Genomic DNA, 25,322 nt, shown 5'->3' on the forward strand with positions numbered 1-25,322 from the left:
CCTAGGAGTTGTGCTTGATGTTGGCGCCCGTCATCTCGATGTCGCCTCCGGCGTGCACGATGATTTTTCCCGAGCCGTCGATCGTGATGTCGGTGCCCCTGATCTCGATCTTGCCGTTGCTGCTCATGGTGATGGTGGCCTTGCCGGTCTTCAGCGCGATCGAGTCGGTGGCCTCGACCACGAAATTCTTGCCGACCTTGAGAATGTCGTCCGCGCCGACCTGCGTGGTGCGGCCCTTGCCGACCTTGGTGGTCTGCGCGCCGGTGACCGACAGCGAGCGGTCGGCTCCCACATCGGTCGTCTGCGCCGCCGCGATGGTGTTGGTTTGCGCGGCCCCGATGCTGTTGGTCTGCCCGGCGCCCACGCTGGTCGACTGGCTCGCCCCCACATTAATCGTCTGCACCGCCCCCACGGTCACGGCCTGCAGCCCCCCGATCGTGATCTCCTGCGCCGCCCCCACCGAGATCGTCTCGTTCACCCCCACCGTGTGCGTGCGCTGCAGCGCTACGGTCTTGGTCTCGCTCGCACCCACCGTCACGCTGCGGTTCGATCCCACGCTGATGGTCTCGTTCGAGCCCACGCTCTCGGTCCGGTTCACGCCGATGGTGATGTTCTCGTTCAGGTCCACCGTCTCCGTCCGGTTCTGGTGGATCGTGATCGTCTCGTCCTTGTCCACCACCTCGGTGCGCTGCCCGTGCACCGTGATCGTCTCGTTGTTGTCCACCGTCTCCGTCCGGTCATGCTTCACATGCACGGTCTCGTCATGGTCGATGGTCTTCGTGCGGTCGTGCCCCACCCAGTGCGTCTCGTCGTTCTCGACCTCGATGTCCTGGTTCTTCTCGGCATGCAGCCAGACTTGCTCGCTGCCCTTCTTGTCCTCGAAGCGCAGCGCGTTCGCATTGGCCGCGGCGCCGCCCTTGCTCGACCGCGTGAGGATGCCGCTCTGCGTCGCATTCGCCGGCAGGTCCCACGGCGGCATCTGCTCTGCGTTGTAGACGCGGCCGGTGATGAGGGGCTGGTCCGGGTCGCCTTCGAGGAAGTCGACCACCACCTCCTGCCCGATGCGGGGGATGTGGATGACGCCGTAGTTCTTGCCCGCCCAAGGGTGCGACACACGCACCCAGCACGAGCTCTTCTCGTCCTTCTTGCCCTGCCGGTCCCAGTGGAACTGCACCTTCACGCGGCCGTACTTGTCGGTGAACAGTTCCTCGCCCGCCGGCCCGGTGACCACCGCCGTCTGCGGCCCCTGCACGAAGGGCTTGGGCGTGCGGCGCTGCGGGCGGAATTGCTGGGCCGAGGGGATGGCCGAAAACTCGCACTGGTAGCTGCCGGCGCTGCCGCCGGTCTCGTAGGCGTCGTTGCGCGCGTGCACGGTGGCCTGCGTCACGAGGTACTCGGCGTTCTGGTTCTCGCGCGGGTGGCGCTCCAGGCTCAGCAGGCGGCCGGCTTCGATGCCGTGCGCATTGGCGCTGCCGCGCGCGGTCTCGTAGCGGGTCTGCTGCTCGTCCAGCCGGGCCTCGGCCCACTGCGTGCCGTCGCTGGCTTGCACGTAGTCGCCCTGCCAGTCGTATTGCTCCAGCGCACCGATCTTGTAGGGCGGCTTGGTTTCGGCCTTCACTTCCAGCGGGGTCGAAGGGCGCTCGAAGTCGTAGCTGCGCAGCAGCGTGTGGTCGGTCTCGACGCTGCTTCCGAATTGCCAGCCCGAGATGCATTCGGTGTCGGGCGGCGCCTCGCCCGGGTTCTCGTAGTAGGGCAGCGTCTTGCAGCCGGGCGCGGCGTCGTGCGCGCTCTTGGAGTCGACCAGCACCAGCTTGTGCTCGCCCTCGGCGTGCTCCACGTACCAGTAAATGCCTTCGTGCTCCAGCAGGCGCGCGATGAAGTTGTAGTCGCTCTCGCGGTACTGCACGCAGTAGACCCACTTGCGGTAAGAGCGGAACAGGTTGAACTTGAAGCTCGCGCCACCGTGGTCTTCGAACACCTTCTTCACGATGTCGGGCACGCTGAGGTCCTGGAAGATGCGGCAGTCCGTCGTGCGCGTGAGGAACCACAACCAGGGCCGCACGCTGGCCTGGTAGCCGTAGTAGCGGCCGCTGCGCGCGCCGATGGAAAAGCGCGTGACGTAGCCGTGGAAGTGGCGCTTGGCGTCGTCGCGCAGCTGCACCGTCACACCCACCGTCTTGCCCAGCAGGTCCTGCGGCTTGAGGTCGGGCTTGGCGCTGACCAGGCCCAGCTGCATCTCGCCGAGCACGCTCAGGCCTTCGGAGCAGCGCATGGACTCGAACAGCAAGTCCTCGGGCGGCAGCGGGGAGGTGAGGGTGATCGGGGCCGGCATGGTGTTTATGGAGTGCGGTCACATCCGCATGGTCTGATGGCCACGTTACGGCTGCGTGCTCGCGCGGTAAAGCGACCAAAGTCATCGGCAGGCGATCTGGACGTGTGGCTCCAGTCAACCGTCACAGCGCACGCCGTTGTAGTAGACCTCTGTTACCGCAGGGTTCTGCTCCAGCTCGGGCCACTCGACTTTCTCGAAGACCGTGTTCGCATAAGCATTGCGTTGGTACTTGTGGCGAAACTCTTCGATCGGCCGGTCTTCGACCAGGCGTGGCGGGCCGAAAACCTGGACCTTGCCGCGCGCTGCCCGAGCCAGTCTGTGCGACAGCTCCCACCAGATTTCTCCCTTGTCCGACCAAGGGCGCGCTGTGGACAGGAGTGCTGCCGCCAGCTGGCGCCCCTCTGGTGTCTGTGCGAGCAACTCGTCCAGTCGCATGTACTCGGGGTTTGCGGCGACAAAGGCGCTGGCCCGTTTGACGCCTTCGTCCTCGGCGTAGAAGACGGCGCGGTCGGGCGGCGGTGCTAGCACAACATCGATGGCCAGCTCCATCAAGCCCGGGTTCGTCGTGAAGCGCAGCGGGCGCAACATGGGTTGGTGAGCGAGCACGACCATCGCGGCCAAGGGGCCGGGCGCGAAGCCCGCGACGCAGGCGGTGTTGCTCACGGCATCGACTGCCATGCTGAAGTCTTCATCTCCAGGGATGCGGTATCCAGCCATGTCAGCTCCGCACTTCAGTCGAACGCATAGCTGAAATCCCCGTCTTGCACCCCCAGCCGGATGCGCTGCAGGCTGCCCCCCGCGGCCAGCCGCGTCAGGTACTCCAGCGACACGCGCGGCAGCACCGTGTTCGTCAGGATCGCATCGATCACGCGCCCGCCCGATTCCGCCTCGGTGCAGCGCGAGACCACCAGCCGCACCACGTCCTCGTCGTACTCGAACGGGATGCCGTGGTTCTCGTGCACGCGCTTTTGGATGCGGCCGAGTTGCAGCCGCACGATGTCGCCCATCATTGCGTCCGACAGCGGGTAGTAAGGCACGACCACCAGCCGGCCCAGCAGCGCGGCGGGGAAGACCTGCAGCAGCGGCTCGCGCAGCGCGGTGGCGATCTGCTCGGGGTCGGGCGTGCGCGCGGGGTCCCTGCACAGCCGCATGATGAGCTCGCTGCCCACGTTGCTGGTCAGCAGGATGATGGTGTTCTTGAAGTCGATGCCGCGGCCTTCGCCGTCTTCCATCCAGCCCTTGTCGAACACCTGGAAGAACAGCTCGTGCACGTCGGGGTGGGCCTTCTCCACTTCGTCGAGCAGCACCACGCTGTAGGGCCGGCGGCGCACGGCTTCGGTCAGCACGCCGCCCTCGCCGTAGCCCACGTAGCCGGGCGGCGCGCCCTTGAGCGTGGAGACGGTGTGCGCCTCCTGGAACTCGCTCATGTTGATGGTGATGACGTTCTGCTCGCCGCCGTACAGCGACTCGGCCAGCGCCAGCGCGGTCTCGGTCTTGCCCACGCCCGAGGTGCCGCACAGCATGAACACGCCGATGGGCTTGCCCGGGTTGTCCAGCCGCGCGCGCGAGGTCTGCACGCGCCGGGCGATCATCTCCAGCGCATGCTTCTGGCCGATGACGCGCTGGTTCAGCGTGTCAGCCAGGCGCAGCACGGCCTCCACTTCGTTCTTGACCATGCGGCCCACGGGCACGCCGGTCCAGTCCTGCACCACGCTGGCCACGGCCTGCTCGTCGACGGTGGGCAGGATGAGGGGGGCGTCGCCTTGCAGCTCGCGCAACCGGGTTTGCAGCGGGCGGAGTTCGGCGAGCAGGGCTTCGCGGTCGGGTGGTGCAGGGGGGCTGTCGGTGGGCGCTTGCGTTGTCGCAGGCGCGGACGCCGATGGCTCCGGTCCGCGCAGCAAAGCCCGCAGTTCCAGGATGCGATCGACTACGCCCTTCTCTTCCGCATGCCGCGCCTGCAACTGCGCCAGCCGCGTCTGTTCTGCATCGATGGCCGTGGCCGTGCGCTGGCGGCGCGCGTCGGTGGCTATGCCGATGGCGGCCTCGCGCTCGATGATCTCGCGCTCCACCTGCAGCGCTTCCAGCTTGCGCTGGCAGTCCTCCAGCGCCGGGGGCGTGGCGTGCTGGCTCACGGCCACGCGCGCGCAGGCGGTGTCGAGCAGGCTCACGGCCTTGTCGGGCAGTTGCCGCGCGGGGATGTAGCGGTGCGCCAGGCGCACGGCCGCCTCGATGGCCTCGTCCAGCAGCGCCACACGGTGGTGCTTTTCCAGGATGGTGGCCACGCCGCGCAGCATCAGGATGGCCTTGGCCTCGTTGGGCTCATCCACCTGCACGACCTGGAAGCGCCGCGTGAGCGCCGGGTCTTTCTCGATGTATTTCTTGTATTCGGCCCAGGTCGTGGCGGCGATGGTGCGCAGCTTGCCGCGGGCCAGTGCGGGCTTGAGCAGGTTGGCCGCGTCGCCGGTGCCGGCCTGGCCGCCGGCGCCCACCAGCGTGTGGGCCTCGTCGATGAACAGGATGATGGGCTGCGGTGACGATTGCACCTCGTCGATGACGGCGCGCAGCCGGCTTTCGAACTCGCCCTTCATGCTGGCGCCGGCCTGCAGCAGGCCCACGTCGAGCATGTGCAGGCGCACGTTCTTGAGCTGGGGCGGCACGTCGCCGCGCGCCAGCCGCAAGGCGAAGCCCTCCACCACGGCCGTCTTGCCGACGCCGGCCTCACCGGTCAGGATGGGGTTGTTCTGGCGCCGGCGCATGAGGATGTCGACGATCTGGCGGATCTCTTCGTCGCGGCCGGCCACGGGGTCGATCTCGCCCTTGTGCGCGCGCTCGGTCAGGTCGATGGCGAAGCGCTTGAGCGCCTCCTGCTTGCCCATGGCGGCCGGGGGGATGGCGCCGCTGGCCTCGCCCGGTGCGGCGCCGCTGGCGGTGGCGGCCTGGCTGTCTTCTGGTGAGCCGGCGACGATCTTCGCGAAATCCTGCGCCAGCGCGTCAGCCTGCACGCGCTCGAACTGGCGCGAGATGGAGACCAGCACCGCGCGCAGGCCCGTGGTCTTGAGCATGCCCAGCAGCAATGTGCCGGTGCGCACCTGCGTGTCGCCGAACATCAGCGAGCCGTAGACCCAGCCGCGCTCGACCGCGCTCTCGACCCAGCTCGACAGGTCGGTAACGGAAGAGGCGCCGCGCGGCAGGCGGTCCAGCGCGGCCGTGAGATCGGTGGCCAGCGTGCCGGCGTCGATGCCCACGTGCTTCACGATGCGGTGCAGGTCGGAGTCGGGGCCGTTCAGGATCTGGTAGAGCCAGTGCTGCAGCTCCACCACCGGGTTGCCGCGCAGCTTGCAGAACACGGTGGCGCCTTCGATGGCTTTGTAGGCCGTGGCGTTGAGCTTGCCGAACAAGGCGGTGCGGGAAATCTCAGGCATGGTGTTCTCCATGGCGGTGCACGAACGAGGTGGTGGGCCGGATGCGCAGGTCGCCCCGGTCACGCGCGGGGTGTTGCCGGCCCAGCCATGCCGCTACGCCCAGCGGCACGCGGTGGCCCAGCCGTGGCGCGGGCAGCTCGGCGTGGGCCAGTACGAGCTGCACGTCCCACTGCAGGTCGAGCCCGGCGTATTGGCGCACCCAGTCGCGCAGCACGGGCCAGGCGCTGCCGCCGGGCAAAAAGCCCATGTATTGCGCCAGCGTCAGCGGGCCCAGCACCACGCGGAACTTGAATTGGCGGTCGCGCACGGCACGGCCCGCGTTGGCGCTGTGGCCCAGTTGCGCGGCCGGCAGGGCCGAGCGCTGGGGCCGGTTGCGCGCGTGGCCCAGGCGGCTGCGGTCCTCGGGCGCGATGGTCAGCCAGTGGGCGACGTGTTCTTCGATGCGCACGGGCACGCCGAAGTGCTGCGCCAGCAGCTTGGCCAGGCCCTCGGGGTGGCGGCTGCGCGCACCCAGCAGGCCGGCCTGGAAGAGTTGCGCCTGGCGTGGCAGCGCGCCTTGCAGCGGCGCCGTGCCCAGGGCTCTGTGGTCCGCGCCGAAGCCCGCGCCCAGCCAGGCGGCGAAGCGGTCCTGCGCGGGCCGGTCGTGCTGCACCGTGGGCTGGGCGTCGGCCCAGGCGCGGTAGAACAGCGCCAGCATGCGGTGGTGGAAGATGTCCAGGAAGCGTGCCGCCGTCGGGTCGCTGCGCCAGCGCAGGCGCTCGCGCACGTACTCGGTCAGGTGCAGTGGCATCGGGCCTTGCGGGCCGAGCAGGCCGAAGAAGCGCACGCCCAGGCGCGGGGCGGGCATGTCCTTCTCGTGGGCGAAGGTGGCGAGTGGGGCAGGGGCGAAGTCGAGCTCGGGCTCCTGTCCGAGGCGGATGGGTTCCTGCGATGGGCGCAGCGCGCGGCCGATGCGCGGGGCGTCGGGGTGCAGGGCTTCGAGGCGGCGCAGCAGGGCGAAGAAGTCGTGCGCCCAGGGCTCGGCGCCGAGGGCGGCGAAGAGGGTGTCGCGCTCGGTGGTCATGGCACTCTCCGGCGGGGGCGAGCCCTCACCCCAACCCTCTCCCAGGGGGAGAGGGGGCAAGACCGGCAGTGTGCGATGAACAGGCGACGTTGCTCCCTCGCCCCTTTGGGGAGAGGGTGGGGGTGAGGGGCTGCGGCTTGCGCATGCGTGGCGCGTCTGCCATGGACACCAGCCCTCACCCCCACCCTCTCCCGCAGGCGGGAGAAGGGGCAAGCCAAAGCGCGCGCTGCGGTCACACCGTCTCCCGCAACCCAATGCGCGGCGCCCAGCGCATGAGCTCGCCGCGCTGCGGGGTGCGCAGCACCAGCTGCGTGAACGCGTTGATGGCCGCGTGGCGCGCGAAGAAGCGCTCGAGCACGCTGGCGAACAGAAAGGCGCTGGTGCCCTGGTAGGCCAGCTCGTCCAGCTCCAGCACGATCTCGATGCCGCTGCCGAAGCTCATCGGCCCCTTGAACGGCAGGCGGCGCACGATGGGGTTCACCTGCAGCGACTGCACGCCGGCCACCTGGCGCGCCCAGGCCGCGTCCTCGGGCGGGGCATACAGCAGCAAGGTCGTGCGCAGCGCGGCGGCGGCATCGGCCGGCGATGCGCTGACCAGCGACAGATGGTTCAGGCTCAGATGGCTCACGAGCTGCCAGCCCAGTTCGCCGACCGGCCTGCGCGTGACCGGCCGCGTCGGCCCGCGCAGCGCGTCCACGCGCCGCACGGGGCCGGCTGCGTCCAGCCGCCAGACGGGCGTTTGCTGCAGGTCCGCGCCATGCGGCAGCAGCATCGGCAGGTCGCGGTTGCTGACCCAGGCCGCCACCGACAGCTGGCGGATGTCCTCGCGGTAGGGCGCATGGCGCGGGTCGACCAGCGCGAGGTACACCTCCTCGCCGATGTACGACGAGCGCGCGCCTTGCGTCATCTGCCGCTGCGAGCGCAGCCGCGGCTCGCGCCGCACGGTGTAGAAGCCGTGCGCAGGTGCCGCGTCGGCGCTGCTTGCGCCCTGCTGCGTCGCATAGAGCGGCTCGAAGCGCTGCTGCCCCACGGCGCCGTTGCCGTAGCCGGTGACGGTCTCCAGGCTGTGCACCTCGAAGTCCATGGGCCGCGTGCGGTCCGGCACCACGTGGTACTCCCAGGCGCCGGCCCCGAGCTGGATGCGGTCCAGCCGCTTCCTGAACAGGTTGATCGCGGGCGTGCAGTGCAGGGCCAGGCTGTTGCGGTCGACCAGCGCCTCCAGCGGCGCGTCGCCACGGCGCAGCAGCACGATGAGCTCGACCTCGTCGCCGCTGACCTGCGCAAGGCGCGTGGCGAGGTCGCCGATCTCGAAGAACAGCAGGCGCTGCGGCATGGCGGCGGCTTCCTGCAGCAGCCGGTAGCCGGAGAAGGCGCGCAGCGATTCGGGCAGCAGCGCCTCGTCGGCGGCGAAGCCCAGCGGCTGCAGGCTTCCCGGGCCGCGCCAGGCCGGCAGGGCGCCACCCGGGCCGGTGCTGACCAGCGTGCCGGTGCAGGCACCGTGCAGCAGCTCGTGCAGGCGCAGCGCCACTTCGTCGGGTGCGCTGAGGTAGAAGGCCAGCCGGTCCAGCCCCAGCTGGTGGAAGCCCAGGCCGCCGCCCGTGCGCAGCCGGATGCGCAGCCCGCCCTGCGTGCCCTGGGCCTGCGGCAATCGGCCCAGCGGCAGGTCGGGCGCGTGCGTGAAGTACTGCACCGCCACGAGCTCGATGGGCCACAGCGTGACGGCGTGCGCGGTGCGGAACTCGCAATGCGTGTCCTGCCCGCGCGCCAGCTCGGACGTGATGGCGCTGCCGCGCGGCACCACGTGGCCGCGCGTGAGGTTCGGGTCCAGCACGTCGACGTCGAAGCGCGCGACCATCATCGACGGCACGGGCGCGAGGAAGTTGGGGTAGCTGGCCTCCAGCAGCTGCGCGATCAGCCGCGGCTGCTCGGCCTCGATCTTGAGCTGCACGTGCGCGGCCATGAAGGCGAAGCCCTCCATGAGCCGCTCGACGTAGGGGTCGGTGACCTCCATCCCCTCCATCGACAGGCGCGACGCGATCTTGGGGAAGGCATGCGCGAACTCGCCGCCGACCTCGCGCAGGTGGGTCAGCTCGTCGCTGTAGAGGCGCAGGAGGCGGGGGTCCATGGGTTGCGCGCGCCACGTCAGTTCGTGGCGATGTCTTCGTGACCAAGAAGGGTCATCAGAGACGAGAACTGGAAGTGCGGCTGGCCCAGCCCAGGCACATACAGCTGGTAGACCTCGAGCGAACTTTGCATCGGCGTCATGCGGCTGTCGCGCGTCACGGCGTGGCCCGTCAGAAGACCGTGCGGCACGGGGTTGTGATCGCGCGCATCGCGTGTCGCCGAGCTCGACGGCACCACGATCTGCTTGCCTTTGCCCTTCCAGACGCGAAGCGGAACATCTACGCGGGCGCGCACCACGCAGTTGACGGCGCTCCAGTCGTAGAGGATGGCGGCGAACAGGCGCGCGGCGTAGCCAAGGGAATGTCCATGTCGCGAAGCGAAGTGCTTCACCGTTTGGAAGTGGTCGTACTCGAACCACCAGGGCCCGTCCGCTCCCGTGGCGGGTGCGCACCGCGTGGTGTCCACGAAGCGGTAGAGCACAGTGCTAGTGCCTATCTCGTACTCACGCGGCCACAGGCCTTTGGCGGCGTATTGCCGGCTGCCTGCAAAGTAGGGGTCATTGCCATAGGCCATCGCAACCTCCGAATGTCATGCGCCGCTTCTCGCCCGGCCCGCCCCCGCATCCCGCACCTCCACCTGCCCCGCCTCCAGATCCATCTGCGTCCTCAACAGGATCTCCAGCGGCACAGGCTGCGACCACAGGTGGCCGCTGATCTCGAACTCGATCACGTTGTGCGTGTCCAGCACGCTGCTGGGCTCCACCGCGCGCACCTGCAGGCCCTCGGCCAGGATGCGCGGCTCGTAGCGCAGGATGGCCTGGCGGATGGCGCGCTCCAGCACGCTCACGTCGAGCTTGGACGCGAGCTGGCCCGACAGCGCGGGAAGGCCGAAGTTCAGCACGCTGTCGGCCACCTGCGGGTAGCCCTGCGCCAGCGCGCCCAGCGGCTGCACGGTGTTGAACAGCGCGCTCAGGTCGCGCAGCACGGCCTGGCGCAGTTGCGCCTTGGACATCACGCGGTGGTCGTCCGCCTCGTGGCGCTCGCCAGGCGCGTCGTCGGTCAGCCGGTCTAGCAGGGCCGGCTGCAATCGGTTGCGGGCGTCCACGGTGGCCATGGCACGCGCGCCCGGCCGCTCAGGCGGGCAGGACCTCGTCGTCGAAGCTGAACGTGCCCGAGCCCAGGCCTGCGCTTTCCTGCGGCTGGTAGGCGATGCCGATCTTGGTGAACGCGATGCTGACGCGCTCCACCGGCCGGCCGTCGCCGCCGACGTCGATGTCCACCGCCACCACCCGCGCGCCCTCCAGCGTCATCGTGAAGTAGTCCAGCGCCTCGCCACCGGCCTTGCGCATGGTCAGCACGGCCTCCTTGATCTCGTCGTTGGTGGCCAGTGCCGCCAGCAGCGCGGTGGACGCCGAATCGATGCCCTTGGTGACGACGAGCTGGCGGTACACGCGCCGCGCCGTGCGCTCGGTCGAGCCGATGGCCGTGTTGGCGCTGACGCCCCAGTTCCAGCGCAGCACCTGGATCTGCTCCTCGTGGCCCTCGGTCGTGACCTCGCCCTTGACCTTGCCGGCGCGCTTGGTCTGCACGCTGAGATAGACGTCCGACGCCGATTGCTGGGCGCCGGCCGAGGTCTCCAGTTCGGGAATGCGCAGCGGCATGGCAGTGGCCCCGCGGTGCCTCTAGACCTTTTTGTTGGTCGTGACGTCCCAGCCGCCCACGACCTCGCCGCCCAGGCCGCCCTTGCCGTCCTGCGGCTTGTACTTGAACTCGATCTTTCCGTAGTTCAGCGCCACCTGCTCCATCGGGATGATGTCGGCGCCGGCCGAGCCGCTGTTCTGGTAGCTGCTGACCATCACGGGCGAGAGGATCACGGTGAGGAATTCCTCCTGCTCGCCGCCGGCCTTGCGGCACACCAGCGTGGCCGTGGCCAGGTGTTCGCCGGTGCAGCACGCGGTGAGCAGCTTGGCCGAGGCCTTGTCCGTCTTCTTGACGAAGTGGAAGTCCTGCAGCGACACCTTGCCGCTGCCGCCGCCACCGCCGCTGCTGAACGAGCCGGCGTTGGCACCGCCCAGGCTCCAGGATTCGAGTTCGATCTCGGCAGCGTGCTTGTCGTCGGTGGACTCGCCTTCGACGCCGTCGATTTTCAGGAAGTAGTCAACATGGGCCATGATTTCCTCGATTCGTTAGTTGGGTTGAACGTCGTGACGTTGGCAGGGAATCCAGGTACGCACGACGGCCCGTGCCTGGCCCCTCGGGTGCAGGTTTCAGGCGCCCTTCTGCGACGGCAGCTTGGACACCAGCCGCAGCGACACCGTCAGCCCTTCGAGCTGGTAGTGCGGGCGCAGGAAGAACTTGGACGTGTAGTAGCCCGGGTTGCCGGGCACCTCTTCGACGGTGACCTCGGCAGCGGCCAGCGGCTTTCTGGACTTGGTGGCCTCGCTCGAATTGGCCGGGTCGCCGTCCACGTAATTCATGATCCATTTGTTGAGCCACTTGGCCATGTCGGCCCGCTCCTTGAACGAGCCCACCTTGTCGCGCGCGATGCACTTCAAGTAGTGCGCGAAGCGCGAGCAGGCGAACAGGTAGGGCAGGCGCGCCGACAGGTTGGCATTGGCCGTGGCGTCGGGGTCGTCGTACTCATCGGGCTTTTGCAGCGATTGCGCGCCGATGAAGACCGCGAAGTCCGAGTTCTTGCGGTGCAGGAGCGGCATGAAGCCGTTCTTGGCCAGCTCGGCCTCGCGCCGGTCGCCGATGGCGATCTCGGTCGGGCACTTCATCGCCACGCCGCCGTCGTCGGTGGGAAAAGTGTGGGTCGGCAAGCCCTCGACCGCGCCGCCCGATTCCACGCCGCGGATGCGCGTGCACCAGCCGTACATCTTGAACGAGCGGTTGATGTTCACGGCCATCGCATAGGCCGAGTTGGCCCAGGCGTAGGCCGAGTGGTCGGCGCCGGTGGTCGCCTCCTCGAAGTTGAACTCTTCCACCGGCGCCGTCTTGGCGCCCCAGGGCAGGCGCGCGAGGAAGCGCGGCATCGCCAGGCCGATGTAGCGCGAGTCCTCCGAGCTGCGCAGCGAGCGCCAGGCGGCGTACTCGGGTGTGGTGAAGATCTTGGTCAGGTCGCGCGGGTTCGACAGCTCCTGCCACGAGCCCATCTGCATCAGGCTGGGGCTGGCCGCGGCGATGAAGGGCGTGTGCGCGGCTGCGGCCACCTTGCTCATCTCGCCCAGCAGTTCCACGTCGGGCGGGCTGTGGTCGAAGTAGTAGTCACCCACCAGCGCGCCGAAGGGCTCGCCGCCGAGCTGGCCGAACTCCTCTTCGTAGATCTTCTTGAACAGCGGGCTCTGGTCCCAGGCCGTGCCCTTGAACTTCTTCAGCGTCTTGCCGAAGTCCTTCTTCGAGATGTTCATGACGCTGATCTTCAGCATCTCGTCCGTCTCGGTGTTGTTCACGAGGTAGTGCAGCCCGCGCCAGGCACTCTCCAGCGCCTGGAACTCGGGGTGGTGCAGGATCAGGTTCACCTGCCTGGACAGCTGTGCGTCCAGCTCGGCGATCATGGCCTCGATGCTGGCCATCACGTCGCCGCCGATGAGCTTGGTCGAGGCCAGCGCCTGCTGCGCCAGCGTGAGCACGGCGTTCTGCACCGCGTTCTTGGCGTCGTCCGATTTGGGCTTGAACTCCTGGTTCAGCAGCGCGGCGAACTCGCCGCCCTGGTACTCGATGCCCTGCAGCGGCGCTGCGGTCTGGAGGGTGTCTTCGGCCATGATGGGTGTCTCCCAAAGGTGCAGGTGATGGGGTTCAGGCGGCGTCGGCGGGCTTGTCGGCAGCGGCGGCCTCGGGCTTCTTGGCGGCGGCCAGCGAGGCCAGCAGCGCCGGGTCGGCCATCACCTTGGCCAGCAGCTCCTCGGCGCCGGTCTTGCCGTCCATGTAGGTGAGCAGGTTGGCCAACTCCTGGCGCGCCTTGAGCAACTGCTTGAGGCCATCGACCTTCTGCGCCACGGCGGCAGGCGAGAAGTCGTCCATGTTCTTGAACGTGAGCTCCACCGCCAGGTTGCCCTGGCCGGTCAGCGTGTTGGGTACGGGGAAGGACACGCGCGGCTTCATCGATTCCATGCGCGCGTCGAAGTTGTCGACATCGATCTCCATGAACTTGCGTTCGTTGACCGGTGGCAACGGGGTTTCGGGCTTGCCCGACAGGTCGGACAGCACGCCCATCACGAAGGGCAGCTGCACCTTCTTCTCGGCCCCGTAGAGCTCGACGTCGTACTCGATCTGCACGCGCGGGGCGCGGTTGCGGGCGATGAACTTCTGACTGCTGGTGGCCATGTTGGGCTCCTTGGGGCGGTGGGCTGGCGGTCTTACTTGGGATTGCCGGCGAGCTTCTCGATCTGGCCCACGCCGTCTGGCATCAGGTCGCGGATGATCTCGAGGAAGTTCTTGGTCATCAGGCGCTGCGCGCGCTTGATGAACAGCGGGGCGGGGTTGGTCGGCTCGTTGCTCTCGATCCAGTCGCTGACGCGCTGCAGCATGCGGATCGCGTCCTCGCGCGACTGGATGCTGCCGGGCGCCGGCGCTGCCACGGGCTGGCCGGGCACGCCGGGGGCCGGGGCGTTGGCGGGTGTGGTGCTGCCCTGCGCCTGCTCGCCGGCCAGGGCCACGGCCTGCAGCAGCGCGATGAGCGGCTTGAGGTCGGGCGAGCGGCCGCCGCCCAGGTGCTGGTCCAGCGCCGCCGCCATGCCGCGCACGGCCAGCAGGCCGGCCTGCATGGCCTGTGCCAGCGCGGGGACCTGGGCCTGGGCCGCAGCCACGGCGGGCGTCAGGCCCTCGATGGTGGGCACGGATTCGCCCGTGCGCGGCTTGGCGTTGCCAAACGCCAGCTCCAGGTCGCGCACGGTGATGGCGCCGCGTGCGCGCGTCAGCGCGGCGCGGCGCAGGTCGGCCAGGCCGTCTTCCTTGTGCAGCGGCCAGATCGCGTTGATGCGCGCAGTGGGGTCGTTGTCGTCGCTGGCGTCGAGCTGGGGGTGCACCTGGGCCCAGTGGCGCTCCAGCAGCCCCTGCAGCAGCTGCAGCCCTTGCACCATGCCGACCAGGCCCTGCTCGTGGGCAGCACTGCGCGTGAGCCAGGCTGCCACGCGCAGATCACGCGAGCGCAGCGCCAGGGCCTGGGCATGCTGGTGCACCAGGCGCCAGTCGGGCGGCTCGGCCGGGTAGATCTTCTCGCCGTACTGCCGCTCGGGTTTGCCGATGGCGGCCTCCTGCAGCGCCTGGAATGCGGCGTCGTGGTCCAGGTCCGGCCCGCACGGCGCGTCGCCGGGCAGGGGGGAGAGGAGCGCTTCGATGTCGAACTCGGGCATGCAGTGGTCCTGCGAAAGGGTTGCGGTCACTTTAGGACGGCCTGCGCGCTTGCACAGCGGACGAAAGTCATGTCGGGCACCCTTGCGGCCCGCGCCTTCATCAACCTAGCGCAAGCAATGCGTCGTAGAGCTTGCGCGGCTGCACCGGTTTGAACAGCACGGCGTGGCCGCTCTCGGTGGCGCGGCGCATTTCCGCGGCCGTGGTGTCGCCCGTGATCAGCATGGCCGTCACGTCGCAGCCGCATTCGCGGCGGATGGCCCCGATCGCGGCGATGCCGTCCGGCCCTTCGCCCAGGTGCAGGTCCGACAGGATCAGGTCGGGCGGCGATTCGAGCTGGCGCAGCCCCTGCAGCGCCTCGGCGATGCTGCCGGCTGCGATCACGTCGTAGCCCCATTCCTGCAGCAGCATCCCCAGGCCTTCGCGGATCGTCTCCTCATCGTCCAGCACGAGCACGGTGCGCGGCTGCAGCGGCCCCATGGGCACCGTGTCGGCGGCGGCGGTCATGCGCTCGATGCCGTCCAGCCCGCCGCGCGCGATGCGCAGCCGGAACATGGTGCCGCGCCCGGGCCGCGACGCGACCTGCAGCTCGTGCCCCAGCAGCCGCACCAGCCGCTTGACGATGGCCAGCCCCATGCCCAGCCCCTGCGAGCGCACGCGCTGGCCGCCGGCCACCTGGTAGAACTCGTCGAAGATCTTCGGCAGGTCGGCCGGGGCGATGCCGATGCCGGTGTCCCACACCTCCACGTGCAGGTGCGATGCGGTGGTCCGCGCCACGACGACGATGCCGCCGGCCTGCGTGTAGCGGATGGCGTTCTGCAGCAGGTTGCCCAGCACGCGTTCGAGCAGCTGCGGGTCGCTGTTGACCGACTTGCCGCCCGGCGAGAAGCGCAGGCCCAGCCCCTTCTGCTCGGCCTGGCCGGCGTAGTGCATGTGCAGGCGGCGGAACAGGTCGCGCAGGCGGAAGTTCTGGATGCGCGGCTCCACCGCGCCGGCGTCCAGCCGCGAGATGTCCAGCATCACGTTGAAGGAGCGGTCCAGCCCGGCGATGGCACGGTTCAGGTTGCGCACCAGGGGCTGCTCGGCCGAGCCCTCCAGCCGCTTGTCCAGCGTGGCTGCGAACAGGCCGATGGCGTGCACGGGCTGGCGCAGGTCGTGGCTGGCGATGGCCAGGAAGCGGCTCTTCTCGCGGTCGGCCTGCTGGGCGGCGGCCAGGGCCAGGTCCTGCGCGCGCTGTGCATCGTCGCGCTGCAGCAGCGCCAGGGCGAGGCGCCGCCAGCGCCGGTGCGCCTGCAGCGCCACCGCCGGCGTGAGCACCGTGCAGGCGATGCAGGCCGCCAGCAGGCCGATCGGCGCCAGCGCGCCGCGCTGCGCGAAGGCCAGCGCGAACGACAGGGGCACGGCGGCCTGTAACGCCACGGCCGGGCCGAGCGGCGCCACCGACAGCGCCAGCAGCGGCGCCAGAACCAGCACGGCCAGCGCGACGCCCGGCGCCTGGGCCTGGGCCGATGGCTGCAGCCAGGGCAGGATGCCAAGCAGCAGCGCAGCGGTGGCGGTTAGGCCGGTGCAGATGTGGCGGCTGGCGCGGCGCTGGCGCCGCATGCGGGTGCCGAGCCGGCGCCAATGGCGTGCCACCAGTGCGTCGGCGATGCCGGCGGCCATGGCCGCGCCGACGAGCATCGGCGCCAGGATTCCGGGTGCGCCCAGCGCGGCCTGGGCCAGGGCCAGCAGGCCCGCCGCGACCAGGCCGAGGGGCCAGGCGGCCATGGCCTCGTCCACGCCGGCATCGCGCAGGCGCGCGGCCATGGGCCGGCGTGCTCGTGGTGGCGGCGATGCGGGCGCTGCGTCTGCGTCCTGCGCCAGGGCATGCACCGCGACGAAGGCTGCATCCGGCATGGCGGTACCGGGCGCCGCCTGTTTCTCAGCGGAACAGGCTGATCATGTGCGAACGCGAGCGCACGTCCAGCGCCAGCAGCAGCGAGGACACATAGTTCTTCACCGTGCCCAGCGAGAGCTCGGTGGAGTTGCTGATCTCCTGGTTGCCGCAGCCCGAGAGCACCAGCTCCAGGATGTCCAGGTGCCGCGGCCCCAGCTCGGCCACCCGGTCGTACATGGCCGACGAGGGGAAGCGCGGGAACAGCGTGGCGTCTGGCGCCTGGCGCCGCATGCGCGGCTCGCCGAGCAGCGCTTCGAGCGAGCCGCGCAGCTGGTCCATCTGTGCGCTCTTGGGCACGTAGCCCACGGCGCCCAGCGCGCGGGCCTGGCGCACGACGAACTCGTCCTGCGTGCCGCTGAACACGGCCACGCGTGCGTCCGGGAAGGCCTGCAGGAAGCGGCGCAGGCCCTGCAGGCCCTTGCAGTCGCCCAGGTTCAAGTCCAGCAGCACGGCGTCCACGGGGCCCTGGTCCCGGTAGATCTGCAGGCCTTCGTCCAGCGTCGCGGCCTCCAGCCACTCGATCCGCGTGCCGCCCAGCATCGGGTACAGCGTGCGGATGCCGGCACGCACGAGCTCGTGATCGTCCACGAGCAGGATGCGGCGGGTGGTGGGCCGGCCTTCGGCGGCATCGATCGGCGACTCGGACGGACGGGCATCCAGCAACAGTTCCATGGCCTTCTCCTGGCGACGGCCCCGGTGCCGCCGCACGTCAAATGACTTTGTGCCGGGTTGGGGCCATCTTAGGAATGACTTTCGGCGCACGACAACATCAGTTTGATGGATAAGCACGCCGGATCCCAGCGGTCTGCGGCATGCCCCCTGCGCCAGCGCGGGCGGCGTCGGTGGCCGATGGTGTCAGCTGCTGCCCGGGGGCCGCGCATGCAGGTCCACGACGGTGCAGCACTGCGTCCATGCGCCGGCCCGCCGGGTCTCCAGCCAGGCCACGCAGCGGGCCCAGGTCCTGAAGCGGAACGGCCCCAGCTCATAGACGGCGATGCGCTGGCCGTTGCTCTCCCGGTCCGCACGCACCATCCACCGCTTCGATCCCGTGTTGTTGTCTGTGTTCATGGTTCGACCTGCCGATGCCGGGCTGCTGCGGTGGGCGCGGCCCCGGCGTCACGCGACTCTGGCGGTCGCATTGCGCACAACGCTTTCGTGTGGGTCTTCTTGGATGAAATGCGTGCGGGAAGTCTGCCACCGGCAGGCGCGGGGCCGGCCGGTGCGATGGCATCTGTCGTGTTGCTGATTTGTTGCGCGGCCGACGTGCAGGGCGACATCCGCACGCACATGCCTGCGCCGGGTCGCGCCACGGGCTGATCGAAGCGGCCAATGCGAATCAGCGCTTCGGCCATGGGCCACCGCGCAGGCGCTGCCTAAACTTTCTGCCAGCGGCCGCCGGGCTGCGGGCGACCCGCTCGCCTGCGCCTGCGGACCCCGGAACACCCATCAGGAGCACACATGAAACGCAAAGTCTTCGTCGCCGGTGTCGGCATGATCCCGTTCGCCAAGCCCGGCAAGAGCGACCCCTACCTGGTGATGGGCGAGCGCGCCGCCAAGCTGGCGCTGGAGGACGCGCGCGTGCCGTATTCCGAAGTGCAGCAGGCCTACGTGACCTACGTCTACGGCGACTCCACGGCCGGCCAGGCCGCCATCTACCGCGTGGGCCTCACGGGAGTCCCGGTGTTCAACCTCAACAACAACTGCTCCAGCGGCTCCAGCGGCCTGTATCTGGCGCGCCAGGCCGTGGAGAGCGGCATGGTCGAGTGCGCCATCGCACTGGGCTTCGAGCAGATGGTGCCGGGCGCGTTGAAGGGCGCCTACGACGACCGGCCTTCGCCCATGGCGCGCTTCGCCGACGAGATGGCCTCCATCCAGGGCTACGACCCGGCCGCGCCGCGCGCCTCGCAGTTCTTCGGCGGCGCGGGCCGCGACTACATGAAGGAATACGGCATCCGCGCCGACACCTTCGGCCGCATCTCGGTCAAGGCGCGCCAGCATGCGGCGCGCAACCCGCTGGCCGTGTTCCGCGACACCGTGACGCTGGACGAGGTCATGGCCTCGCCCAAGGTCTTCGACCCGCTCACGCGGCTGCAGTGCTGCCCGCCCACCTGCGGCGCCGCCGCGGTCGTGCTGTGCTCGGAAGACTTCGCGCGCAAGCACGGCATCCAGATGCAGGTGGCGATCGCCGCGCAGGCCATGACGACCGACACACCCAGCACCTTCGAGGCACACGACATGCGCAAGGTGGTGGGCTACGACATGACGGCCGCCGCCGCGCGCCAGGTCTACGAGGCCGCCGGCATCGGCCCGGAGGATGTGGACGTGGTGGAGCTGCACGACTGTTTCACCGCCAACGAGCTCATCACCTACGAAGGCCTGGGCCTGACGCCTGAAGGCACGGCCGAGAAATTCATCCTGGACGGCGACAACACCTACGGCGGCCGCGTGGTCACCAACCCCTCGGGCGGCCTGCTGTCCAAGGGCCACCCGCTCGGCGCGACGGGCCTGGCGCAGTGCGCCGAGCTCACGTGGCAGCTGCGCGGCCAGGCCGACCAGCGCCAGGTCGAGGGTGCGCGGCTCGCGCTGCAGCACAACCTGGGCCTGGGCGGCGCCTGCGTCGTCACGCTCTACGAACGCGTGTGAGGGCGCAGCCATGATCGACCGCAGCTACATCGGCCACCAGCTGCCTGCCTTCGACGTGCCTGTCGAAGCCGGCCGCCTGCGCTTCTTCGCCAAGGCCACGGGCCAGACCGACCCGCTCTACACCGACGAGGCCGCGGCCCGCGCGGCGGGCCACCCGGGCCTGCTGGCGCCGCCCACCTTCCTGTTCTGCCTGGAGATGGAATCGCCCGACCCGGCCGCCATCCGCAACCTGCTGAACATGGACTACCGCCGCCTGCTGCACGGCGAGCAGCAGTTCACCTACCACGCGCCCGTGCACGCCGGCGACACGCTGCGCTTCACGCAGCGCATCGAGGACATCTACGACAAGAAGGGCGGCGCGCTGGAATTCGTCGTGCGCCGCACGCACGTGCAGAACCAGCACGGCACGCCCGTGGCCGAGCTGCGCTGCGTGTCCGTGCTGCGCAACGGCTGAAGGAGACAGGACCATGAGCACCCATCTGAAGTTCGACGACGTGCAGGTCGGCGACGCGCTGCCGGCCTTCGAGACCGAGCCCGTCTCGCGCCTCACGCTGGCGCTGTACTGCGGCGCCTCGGGCGACCACAACCCGATCCACGTGGACACCGACTTCGCGCGCAGCGCAGGCCAGGCCGACGTGTTTGCGCACGGCATGTTGTCCATGGCCTGGCTGGGCCGGCTGCTGACCAACTGGGTGCCGCCCTCGGCGCTGCGCAACTACGGCGTGCGCTTCGCGGCCATCACGCATGTGGGCGACCGCGTGCGCTGCCAGGGCCGCGTGGTCGAGAAGTTCGAGGCCGACGGCGAGCGCCGCGTGCGGCTTGAGCTGTCGACCGTGAACCAGGACGGGCAAGTGAAGCTGAGCGGCGACGCCGTGGTCGCGCTGCCCTGATCCATGGCGCGGCCGCACCGCGCCGCGCCGCTCGTTTTCGTTCCAGCCACAGCAAGGCCGCCCGAGCGCGGCCACCAGGAGACTCTGATGAACGCCACCACCACCACCCGCCGTGAAGCCTTGCGCCGCGGTGCCCTGGCCCTCGTCGCCGCCGGCCTGCCGCTGGGCGCGCGCGCGCAGGAATTCCCGACCAAGCCCATCACCGTGATCCTGCCGTTCCCGCCCGGCGGCATGATGGACGCCGTGGTGCGCGCGCTGACCGATGCCGCGTCGCAGGAGATCGGCCAGCCCTTCGTGATCATGCACCGCGCCGGCGCGGGCGGTGTCACCGGCACGGCCAGCCTCACCACCATGGGCGATGCCGACGGCTACACGCTGGGCATCATGCACAACACCGTGATCCGCCAGCCGCACATGCTCAAGACGGCCTGGGACCCGCGCACCGACTTCAGCTACGTGCAGGGCATGGCGGGCCTGGCCACCGGCATCGTGGTCGCAGCCGACGCGCCCTGGAAGACGCTGGCCGACCTGATCGCCGATGCCAAGGCGCGGCCCGGCCAGCTGAGCTGGGGCAACACGGGCAGCAACAGCGCCAACCGCATCTACGGCGAACGGCTGGCGCGCGCGGCCGGTGTGAAGTTCAACTTCGTGCCGTACAAGGGCGGCGCGGAGCAGTTCACCGCGCTGATCGGCCACCACCTCGACGTGTCGGGCGACCCGGGCTTCGGCGCGATGGCCATCGGCGGCAAGGTGCGCGTGCTGGCCACGTTCACCGAAAAGCGCCTGGCCCGCTGGCCGCAGGTGCCCACGGTCAAGGAGTCGGGCTACGACCTGGTCGTGCAGTCGCCGCTGGGGTTCGTGGCGCCGAAGAACCTGGACCCCAAGGTCTCGGCCCGCCTGCAGGCCGCGCTGCGCAAGGGAATGGACAGCCCGGCCTACCAGCGCCTGGTGGCCGACTTCGACCTGGCCCCCTGGCCCGTGGACGGCGCGGCCTACCAGGCCTACGCCCAGGCGCAGTACGTGCGCGAAAAGCAGATGCTCGACGAGATTGGATTCAAGCCGGAATGAACGCGCCCATGGACAACACCCTCCTGGCCCGCCCCGTGGCCGGCCGCGCGCGCCACGTGCCCTTCATGGCGCTGCTGGACGCGCAATGCACCTCGGCCGACGATGGCGTGGCCACGGTGGAACTGGCGCTGCGCCCCGAGCTGTGCAACAACCACGGCAGCGGCCACGGCGGCGTGGTCATGAGCCTGCTGGACAGCGCCATGGCCCATGCCGCGCTGAGCCGCATCGCCTACGCACGCGAGGTCGTGACCATCGACATGCACATCGGCTTCATGCGGCCCGTGTCGGGCCACCTAGTGGCCACCGGGCGCACCACGGGCGGCGGCAAGTCCGTGTGCTTCTGCGAAGCCGAGATCGTGGACGGCACGGGCGTCGTGGTCGCCAAGGCCATGGGCACCTTCCGCTACCGCGCACCGGCCGACGCATCGGCCTGAACCTGACGGAGACACCATGTACCTGACCCAGGGCCTGCACCGCGCCGTGCAACGCCACCCCCACAAGACCGCGCTGCGCCACCTGGGCGCGGACGGCCAACGCGCGCTGACCTTCGCCGAACTGCAGGCCACCGTGGCCCGCCATGCCGCCGCGTTGCAGGCGCGCGGCGTGCAGGCCGGCGACCGCGTGGCGCTGCTGGCACCCAACAACGACCAGCTCATCGTGCTGCTGTGGGCCTGCTGGTGGCTGGGGGCCGTGGCCAGCCCGCTGAACACGCGCTGGAGCCTGGCCGAGCTGCGCCATGCCCTGGCCGACTCGGGCGCCAGGCTGCTGGTGGCCGACGCCGAACTGGCCGGCGCGCTGCCGGGGCTGGACGCGCTGCTGCCCACGCTGCACTGCGACGCCTTGGCCGCCGAAGCCGCCGCGCTGGCGCCGCTGCCCGACAGCCGCACCGGTGGCGACGCGCTGGCCGCGCTGCTGTACACGGGCGGCACGACGGGCCGGTCCAAGGGCGTGATGCTGTCGCATGCGAACTTCTGGGCCGCCTCGATGACGCGCGCGGCAGAGCTGCCGAACGACCCGAATGGTGTCTCGCTGCTGGTGGCGCCGCTGTTCCATGTGGCCGGGCTGGGCCGCCTGGTCGGCCAGTCGCTGGTCGGCGGCGCCTGCATCACGATGCCGAACTTCCGGCCCGACCTGGTCGCCAGCGCCATCGCGCAGCACGGCATCACCGACACCATCATGGTGCCCAGCATGCTGCAGGCGCTGCTGGACATGCCGGGCTTCGACGCCACGCGCGTGCAGTCGCTCAACCGCATCGCGTTCGGCGCCGCGCCCATGCCACCGGACCTGCTGGACCGCGCCCTGCAGACCTGGCCGCAGGCCGAGTTCTTCCAGGCCTACGGCATGACCGAGACGGCGGGCGCGGCCTGCATCAACCCACCTGCCAACCACCGCGGCGCCGCGCGCGACAGCGACCGCTGGCGCTCGGTGGGCCGGCCCGGCCTGGGCGCGGAGATCCGCGTCGTCGACGAGTCCGGCCACGAGCTGCCGCGCGGCACCGTGGGCGAGATCGTGATCCGCGGCCCCATGGTCACCAGCGGCTACTGGAACCTGCCCGAGGCCACGGCCCAGGCGATGCAGGGCGGCTGGCTGCGCACGGGCGACGGCGCGCGCATGGACGAGGAGGGCTACCTCTTCATCGCCGACCGGCTCAAGGACATGATCATCTCGGGCGGCGAGAACGTGTATTCGGCCGAGGTCGAGGCCGCGCTGCGCAGCCATCCGGCCGTGATGGACGCGGCCGTGATCGGCGTGCCCGACGCGCGCTGGGGCGAGGCCGTGCACGCTGTCATCGTCGTGCGGCCGGGTGCTGCGGCGGCCGAGCCACTGGACACGGAGCTCAAGGCCTGGTGCCGCCAGTCGCTGGCGGGTTACAAGATCCCGCGCAGCATCAGCTTCACGCCCGCCCTGCCGATGAGCGCGGCCGGCAAGGTGCTCAAGACCACGCTGCGCGCGGCGCACGCGGCATGACGTCGGACACGCAGGCCGACAGCGACGCGCAGGCCGAGGCGCGGCGCAACGCCTACGCCCGCGTGCCGTTCACACGCATGCTGGGCGTGCAGCGCGAGTTCTCGCACGGCGGCCAGGCGCGCCTGGTGATCGAGGCGCGGCCCGAGCTGCAGAACGTGATCGGCGCGGTGCATGGCGGCGTGATCCTGACCATGCTGGACGTGGCGATGGCCAGTGCGGCCGTGTCGCTGGTGGACTTCACCAAGACGGCCGTCACGCTGAACATGAACAGCAGCTTCCTGCGGCCCGGCCTGGGCCGCGTCGTGGTCGACGGCCAGGCGCTGGAGGTGAACGATGGCGTGGTCTCGTGCGCCGCGCAAGCGCTTGACGCGCAGGGCGAGCTGGTCGCCAGCGCGCTGGGCTCGTTTCGCTACCTGCCGCTGCCGGCCGCGCCCTGACGCGGCCATCCGATTCATTCCAAGGAGACGACACCATGAGCCTGCCCCCCATCTTCGACAAGCTGCGCCTGCCCATCGTGGCCGCGCCGCTGTTCATCATCAGCGTGCCGCGCCTGGTGATTGCGCAGTGCAAGGCCGGCATCGTCGGCTCGATGCCGGCGCTGAATGCGCGCCCGGCCTCGCTGCTCGACGAGTGGCTGGCCGAGATCACCGAGGCCCTGGCCGCGCACGACCGGGCCCACCCCGAGTCGCCGGCCGCGCCGTTCGCAATCAACCAGATCGTGCACAAGAGCAACGACCGGCTGGACGATGACATGGCCATGTGCGCCAAGTACAAGGTGCCGCTCATCATCACCTCGCTGGGCGCGCGCGAGGAGATCAACCAGGCCGCGCACGCCTGGGGCGGCATCGTGCTGCACGACGTGATCAACAACCGCTTCGCGCACAAGGCGGTGGAGAAGGGCGCGGACGGCCTGGTGGCCGTGGCGGCCGGTGCCGGCGGCCATGCGGGCGTGAAGAGCCCGTTCGCATTGATCCAGGAAATTCGCGCCTGGTTCGACGGGCCGCTGGCGCTGTCGGGCTCGATCGCCAGCGGCGGCGCGGTGCTGGCCGCGCAGGCCATGGGCGCCGACCTGGCCTACATCGGCTCGGCCTTCATCGCCACCGAAGAGGCGCGCGCCGACGAGGCCTACAAGCGCATGATCGTGGAGAGCGACAGCGACGACATCGTCTACTCGAACCTGTTCACGGGCGTGCACGGCAACTACCTCAAGCCGTCCATCGTCAAGGCCGGCCTGGACCCGGACAACCTGGAGCAGAGCGACCCGAGCAAGATGAACTTCGGCAGCACGCGCAAGCCGTGGAAGGACATCTGGGGCTGCGGCCAGGGCATCGGCAACGTGCAGGCGATCGAGCCCGTGGGCACGCGCATCGAGCGCATGGCGCGCGAGTACGTGCTGGCGCGGGAGCGGATTCCGCTGGCGGCGTAGGCCAGGGCGCAGCGCGCAGCGGCTGCTGCGCCCTGCGCTTCAATCCAGCCGGATGTTCAGGTCGCGGATCATCCTGGCGTACATCGGCGCGTCATTGCGCACGACCTCGGTGAACGATTCGGCTGCGCTGCCCACGGGCACGGCGCGCATGGCCTCCACACGGGCGCGCACTTCGGGCAGGTGCATGGCCTGCTGGATCTCGCGGGACAGGCGCTGCACGATGGGCGCCGGCACGCCCGCGGGCAGGAAGGCACCGAACCAGCCGAACCAGTCGAAGCCCGCGTAGCCCTGTTCGGCCATGGTCGGCACCTCGGGCGCGAAGCCCAGCCGCTCCTTGCCGGTGGCGGCCAGCGCGCGCAGCTTGCCGGACGTGATGAAGGGCGCCGACGTGCCGGTGTCCAGGAAGGCCACGCTGAGCTGCCCGGCCAGCAGGTCGTTCACGACCGGCATCGCGCCCTTGTAGGGCACGTGCGTCAAGTCCAGCGCCGCCGTCTTGTTCAGTTGCGCGCCGAGGATGTGCGAGGTGGTGCCCGCGCCGTAGCTGCCGTAGCCATGGCGGCCGGGCTGCGACTTCACGAGCGCGACGAACTCGGCCACGTCCTTCACCGCGAGCCTGGAGGACACCACCATCACGCTGGCTGCCGTGGCTAGCAGCGACACGGGCTGGAAGTCCTTGACCGGGTCGTACGGCATGCTGGGCATCAGGCTCGCGTTCTGCACCAGGCCCGTGATGGTGACCATCAGGGTGTAGCCGTCGGGTGCGGCCTTGGCCACCACGTCGCTGCCGAGCAGGCCGCTGGCGCCGGGCCGGTTCTCCACGACCACGGGCTGGCCCAGCTTGTCCTGCAGGTGCAGCGCGATCAGCCGCGCCAGCACGTCGGTCGTGCCGCCGGGCGTGTAGGGCACGACGATGCGCAAGGGGCGCGTGGGGTAGGCCTGGGCCCGCGCGGGCCAGTGCGCGGCGGCCAGCAGGCCGGCGCCGGTGGCGAGCAGCGCGCGCCGGGTGGTCGTGGCGGGGGTGGTCATGGTGTCTCCGTTCTTGAAAGTTCGGCGCAGTGTGGCGACGCCCAGCATGCGCAGCAATGGCCATTGCGTTCAG

The 25,322-nt window shown here is 69.9% G+C and carries 24 protein-coding genes; 8 read left to right on the top strand and 16 right to left on the bottom strand.

Annotated features, from left to right (window positions below):
- Position 1 precedes the first annotated feature (1 nt).
- The 15 genes from ASF43_RS00380 to ASF43_RS30290 all read right to left on the bottom strand — a co-directional run bounded on the left by ASF43_RS00380 (position 2) and on the right by ASF43_RS30290 (position 17,296).
- The gene (locus ASF43_RS00380; protein WP_056175123.1) at positions 2 to 2,332 is read right to left on the bottom strand and encodes a type VI secretion system Vgr family protein; all 2,331 of its coding nucleotides are present in this window, start codon (positions 2,330 to 2,332) and stop codon (positions 2 to 4) included.
- Positions 2,333 to 2,446: 114 nt separating this feature from the next.
- Complete coding sequence (locus ASF43_RS00385; RefSeq protein WP_156373077.1) at positions 2,447 to 3,049, bottom strand: hypothetical protein; 603 nt, start codon at positions 3,047 to 3,049, stop codon at positions 2,447 to 2,449.
- A gap of 14 nt (positions 3,050 to 3,063) precedes the next feature.
- Entirely contained in the window at positions 3,064 to 5,754 is a 2,691-nt protein-coding gene (tssH, locus tag ASF43_RS00390) for a type VI secretion system ATPase TssH (RefSeq protein WP_056175129.1), read from the bottom strand.
- A complete protein-coding gene (tssG, locus tag ASF43_RS00395; RefSeq protein WP_056175132.1) occupies positions 5,747 to 6,817 on the bottom strand; it encodes a type VI secretion system baseplate subunit TssG in 1,071 nt (356 codons plus the stop codon). Before tssG ends, tssH begins: the two co-directional genes overlap by 8 nt.
- A gap of 232 nt (positions 6,818 to 7,049) precedes the next feature.
- Positions 7,050 to 8,942, bottom strand: coding sequence for a type VI secretion system baseplate subunit TssF (gene tssF, locus ASF43_RS00400; protein WP_056175133.1), 1,893 nt, complete (start codon positions 8,940 to 8,942; stop codon positions 7,050 to 7,052).
- 17 nt (positions 8,943 to 8,959) lie between these two features.
- On the bottom strand, positions 8,960 to 9,514 hold the full coding sequence (locus ASF43_RS00405) for a hypothetical protein (protein WP_056175136.1): 555 nt from the start codon (positions 9,512 to 9,514) through the stop codon (positions 8,960 to 8,962).
- Between the two features lie 15 nt (positions 9,515 to 9,529).
- Positions 9,530 to 10,054 (bottom strand): type VI secretion system baseplate subunit TssE, encoded by a 525-nt coding sequence (tssE, locus tag ASF43_RS00410; protein ID WP_056175139.1) that lies wholly within the window; start codon positions 10,052 to 10,054, stop codon positions 9,530 to 9,532.
- 19 nt (positions 10,055 to 10,073) lie between these two features.
- Positions 10,074 to 10,601 (bottom strand): type VI secretion system tube protein Hcp, encoded by a 528-nt coding sequence (locus ASF43_RS00415; RefSeq protein ID WP_056175142.1) that lies wholly within the window; start codon positions 10,599 to 10,601, stop codon positions 10,074 to 10,076.
- Between the two features lie 21 nt (positions 10,602 to 10,622).
- Positions 10,623 to 11,111, bottom strand: a complete 489-nt coding sequence (locus ASF43_RS00420; RefSeq protein WP_056175145.1) for a type VI secretion system tube protein Hcp — start codon at positions 11,109 to 11,111, stop codon at positions 10,623 to 10,625.
- A 96-nt stretch (positions 11,112 to 11,207) separates the two neighbouring features.
- Positions 11,208 to 12,704: a type VI secretion system contractile sheath large subunit gene (gene tssC, locus ASF43_RS00425; RefSeq protein WP_056175148.1), complete on the bottom strand. Its 1,497-nt coding sequence runs from the start codon at positions 12,702 to 12,704 to the stop codon at positions 11,208 to 11,210.
- Positions 12,705 to 12,738: 34 nt separating this feature from the next.
- Positions 12,739 to 13,266, bottom strand: coding sequence for a type VI secretion system contractile sheath small subunit (tssB, locus tag ASF43_RS00430; RefSeq protein WP_056175153.1), 528 nt, complete (start codon positions 13,264 to 13,266; stop codon positions 12,739 to 12,741).
- A gap of 32 nt (positions 13,267 to 13,298) precedes the next feature.
- Positions 13,299 to 14,294 carry a type VI secretion system protein TssA gene (gene tssA / locus ASF43_RS00435; RefSeq protein ID WP_056175156.1) on the bottom strand — a complete coding sequence of 332 codons (996 nt, stop codon included), beginning with the start codon at positions 14,292 to 14,294 and terminating at the stop codon, positions 13,299 to 13,301.
- A 100-nt stretch (positions 14,295 to 14,394) separates the two neighbouring features.
- Entirely contained in the window at positions 14,395 to 16,188 is a 1,794-nt protein-coding gene (locus ASF43_RS00440) for a hybrid sensor histidine kinase/response regulator (RefSeq protein WP_082497521.1), read from the bottom strand.
- A 25-nt stretch (positions 16,189 to 16,213) separates the two neighbouring features.
- Positions 16,214 to 16,900, bottom strand: a complete 687-nt coding sequence (locus ASF43_RS00445) for a response regulator transcription factor (RefSeq protein ID WP_056175160.1) — start codon at positions 16,898 to 16,900, stop codon at positions 16,214 to 16,216.
- 183 nt (positions 16,901 to 17,083) lie between these two features.
- Complete coding sequence (locus ASF43_RS30290; RefSeq protein ID WP_156373078.1) at positions 17,084 to 17,296, bottom strand: hypothetical protein; 213 nt, start codon at positions 17,294 to 17,296, stop codon at positions 17,084 to 17,086.
- 390 nt (positions 17,297 to 17,686) lie between these two features.
- Here ASF43_RS30290 and ASF43_RS00450 point away from each other — a divergent pair, with 390 nt between their 5' ends.
- From ASF43_RS00450 to ASF43_RS00485, 8 genes are all read left to right on the top strand, one after another.
- Positions 17,687 to 18,871 (top strand): lipid-transfer protein, encoded by a 1,185-nt coding sequence (locus ASF43_RS00450; protein WP_056175163.1) that lies wholly within the window; start codon positions 17,687 to 17,689, stop codon positions 18,869 to 18,871.
- 10 nt (positions 18,872 to 18,881) lie between these two features.
- Positions 18,882 to 19,325 carry a MaoC family dehydratase N-terminal domain-containing protein gene (locus ASF43_RS00455; protein ID WP_056175166.1) on the top strand — a complete coding sequence of 148 codons (444 nt, stop codon included), beginning with the start codon at positions 18,882 to 18,884 and terminating at the stop codon, positions 19,323 to 19,325.
- 13 nt (positions 19,326 to 19,338) lie between these two features.
- Positions 19,339 to 19,761, top strand: a complete 423-nt coding sequence (locus ASF43_RS00460) for a MaoC family dehydratase (RefSeq protein WP_056175167.1) — start codon at positions 19,339 to 19,341, stop codon at positions 19,759 to 19,761.
- Positions 19,762 to 19,848: 87 nt separating this feature from the next.
- Positions 19,849 to 20,829 (top strand): tripartite tricarboxylate transporter substrate binding protein, encoded by a 981-nt coding sequence (locus ASF43_RS00465; RefSeq protein WP_056175170.1) that lies wholly within the window; start codon positions 19,849 to 19,851, stop codon positions 20,827 to 20,829.
- An 8-nt stretch (positions 20,830 to 20,837) separates the two neighbouring features.
- Positions 20,838 to 21,263: a PaaI family thioesterase gene (locus tag ASF43_RS00470; RefSeq protein ID WP_235578083.1), complete on the top strand. Its 426-nt coding sequence runs from the start codon at positions 20,838 to 20,840 to the stop codon at positions 21,261 to 21,263.
- Positions 21,264 to 21,279: 16 nt separating this feature from the next.
- A complete protein-coding gene (locus ASF43_RS00475) occupies positions 21,280 to 22,797 on the top strand; it encodes a class I adenylate-forming enzyme family protein (RefSeq protein WP_056175175.1) in 1,518 nt (505 codons plus the stop codon).
- The gene (locus ASF43_RS00480) at positions 22,794 to 23,234 is read left to right on the top strand and encodes a PaaI family thioesterase (protein ID WP_056175177.1); all 441 of its coding nucleotides are present in this window, start codon (positions 22,794 to 22,796) and stop codon (positions 23,232 to 23,234) included. Before ASF43_RS00475 ends, ASF43_RS00480 begins: the two co-directional genes overlap by 4 nt.
- A 35-nt stretch (positions 23,235 to 23,269) precedes the next feature.
- Positions 23,270 to 24,223: a nitronate monooxygenase family protein gene (locus tag ASF43_RS00485; RefSeq protein WP_056175180.1), complete on the top strand. Its 954-nt coding sequence runs from the start codon at positions 23,270 to 23,272 to the stop codon at positions 24,221 to 24,223.
- Between the two features lie 39 nt (positions 24,224 to 24,262).
- On the opposite strand, the gene ASF43_RS00490 is transcribed toward ASF43_RS00485, so the two are convergent.
- Complete coding sequence (locus ASF43_RS00490; protein ID WP_082497653.1) at positions 24,263 to 25,249, bottom strand: tripartite tricarboxylate transporter substrate binding protein; 987 nt, start codon at positions 25,247 to 25,249, stop codon at positions 24,263 to 24,265.
- Positions 25,250 to 25,322 lie beyond the last annotated feature (73 nt).

This window comes from Pseudorhodoferax sp. Leaf267 (assembly GCF_001422405.1).
Taxonomy (GTDB): domain Bacteria; phylum Pseudomonadota; class Gammaproteobacteria; order Burkholderiales; family Burkholderiaceae_C; genus Pseudorhodoferax.

Excerpts from the sequence above, each read along its gene's own strand:
- ASF43_RS00415 (WP_056175142.1), bottom strand. The coding sequence starts at position 10,601 with ATGCCGCTGCGCATTCCCGAACTGGAGACCTCGGCCGGCGCCCAGCAA.
- ASF43_RS00440 (WP_082497521.1), bottom strand. The coding sequence starts at position 16,188 with ATGCCGGATGCAGCCTTCGTCGCGGTGCATGCCCTGGCGCAGGACGCA.
- tssH (WP_056175129.1), bottom strand. The coding sequence starts at position 5,754 with ATGCCTGAGATTTCCCGCACCGCCTTGTTCGGCAAGCTCAACGCCACG.
- tssA (WP_056175156.1), bottom strand. The coding sequence starts at position 14,294 with ATGCCCGAGTTCGACATCGAAGCGCTCCTCTCCCCCCTGCCCGGCGAC.
- ASF43_RS00475 (WP_056175175.1), top strand. The coding sequence starts at position 21,280 with ATGTACCTGACCCAGGGCCTGCACCGCGCCGTGCAACGCCACCCCCAC.
- ASF43_RS00380 (WP_056175123.1), bottom strand. The coding sequence starts at position 2,332 with ATGCCGGCCCCGATCACCCTCACCTCCCCGCTGCCGCCCGAGGACTTG.
- ASF43_RS00485 (WP_056175180.1), top strand. The coding sequence starts at position 23,270 with ATGAGCCTGCCCCCCATCTTCGACAAGCTGCGCCTGCCCATCGTGGCC.
- ASF43_RS00405 (WP_056175136.1), bottom strand. The coding sequence starts at position 9,514 with ATGGCCTATGGCAATGACCCCTACTTTGCAGGCAGCCGGCAATACGCC.
- ASF43_RS00480 (WP_056175177.1), top strand. The coding sequence starts at position 22,794 with ATGACGTCGGACACGCAGGCCGACAGCGACGCGCAGGCCGAGGCGCGG.
- ASF43_RS00385 (WP_156373077.1), bottom strand. The coding sequence starts at position 3,049 with ATGGCTGGATACCGCATCCCTGGAGATGAAGACTTCAGCATGGCAGTC.
- ASF43_RS00450 (WP_056175163.1), top strand. The coding sequence starts at position 17,687 with ATGAAACGCAAAGTCTTCGTCGCCGGTGTCGGCATGATCCCGTTCGCC.
- ASF43_RS00455 (WP_056175166.1), top strand. The coding sequence starts at position 18,882 with ATGATCGACCGCAGCTACATCGGCCACCAGCTGCCTGCCTTCGACGTG.
- tssE (WP_056175139.1), bottom strand. The coding sequence starts at position 10,054 with ATGGCCACCGTGGACGCCCGCAACCGATTGCAGCCGGCCCTGCTAGAC.
- tssG (WP_056175132.1), bottom strand. The coding sequence starts at position 6,817 with ATGACCACCGAGCGCGACACCCTCTTCGCCGCCCTCGGCGCCGAGCCC.
- ASF43_RS00490 (WP_082497653.1), bottom strand. The coding sequence starts at position 25,249 with ATGACCACCCCCGCCACGACCACCCGGCGCGCGCTGCTCGCCACCGGC.
- tssB (WP_056175153.1), bottom strand. The coding sequence starts at position 13,266 with ATGGCCACCAGCAGTCAGAAGTTCATCGCCCGCAACCGCGCCCCGCGC.
- ASF43_RS00470 (WP_235578083.1), top strand. The coding sequence starts at position 20,838 with ATGGACAACACCCTCCTGGCCCGCCCCGTGGCCGGCCGCGCGCGCCAC.
- ASF43_RS30290 (WP_156373078.1), bottom strand. The coding sequence starts at position 17,296 with ATGAACACAGACAACAACACGGGATCGAAGCGGTGGATGGTGCGTGCG.
- ASF43_RS00420 (WP_056175145.1), bottom strand. The coding sequence starts at position 11,111 with ATGGCCCATGTTGACTACTTCCTGAAAATCGACGGCGTCGAAGGCGAG.
- ASF43_RS00465 (WP_056175170.1), top strand. The coding sequence starts at position 19,849 with ATGAACGCCACCACCACCACCCGCCGTGAAGCCTTGCGCCGCGGTGCC.
- ASF43_RS00460 (WP_056175167.1), top strand. The coding sequence starts at position 19,339 with ATGAGCACCCATCTGAAGTTCGACGACGTGCAGGTCGGCGACGCGCTG.
- ASF43_RS00445 (WP_056175160.1), bottom strand. The coding sequence starts at position 16,900 with ATGGAACTGTTGCTGGATGCCCGTCCGTCCGAGTCGCCGATCGATGCC.
- tssF (WP_056175133.1), bottom strand. The coding sequence starts at position 8,942 with ATGGACCCCCGCCTCCTGCGCCTCTACAGCGACGAGCTGACCCACCTG.
- tssC (WP_056175148.1), bottom strand. The coding sequence starts at position 12,704 with ATGGCCGAAGACACCCTCCAGACCGCAGCGCCGCTGCAGGGCATCGAG.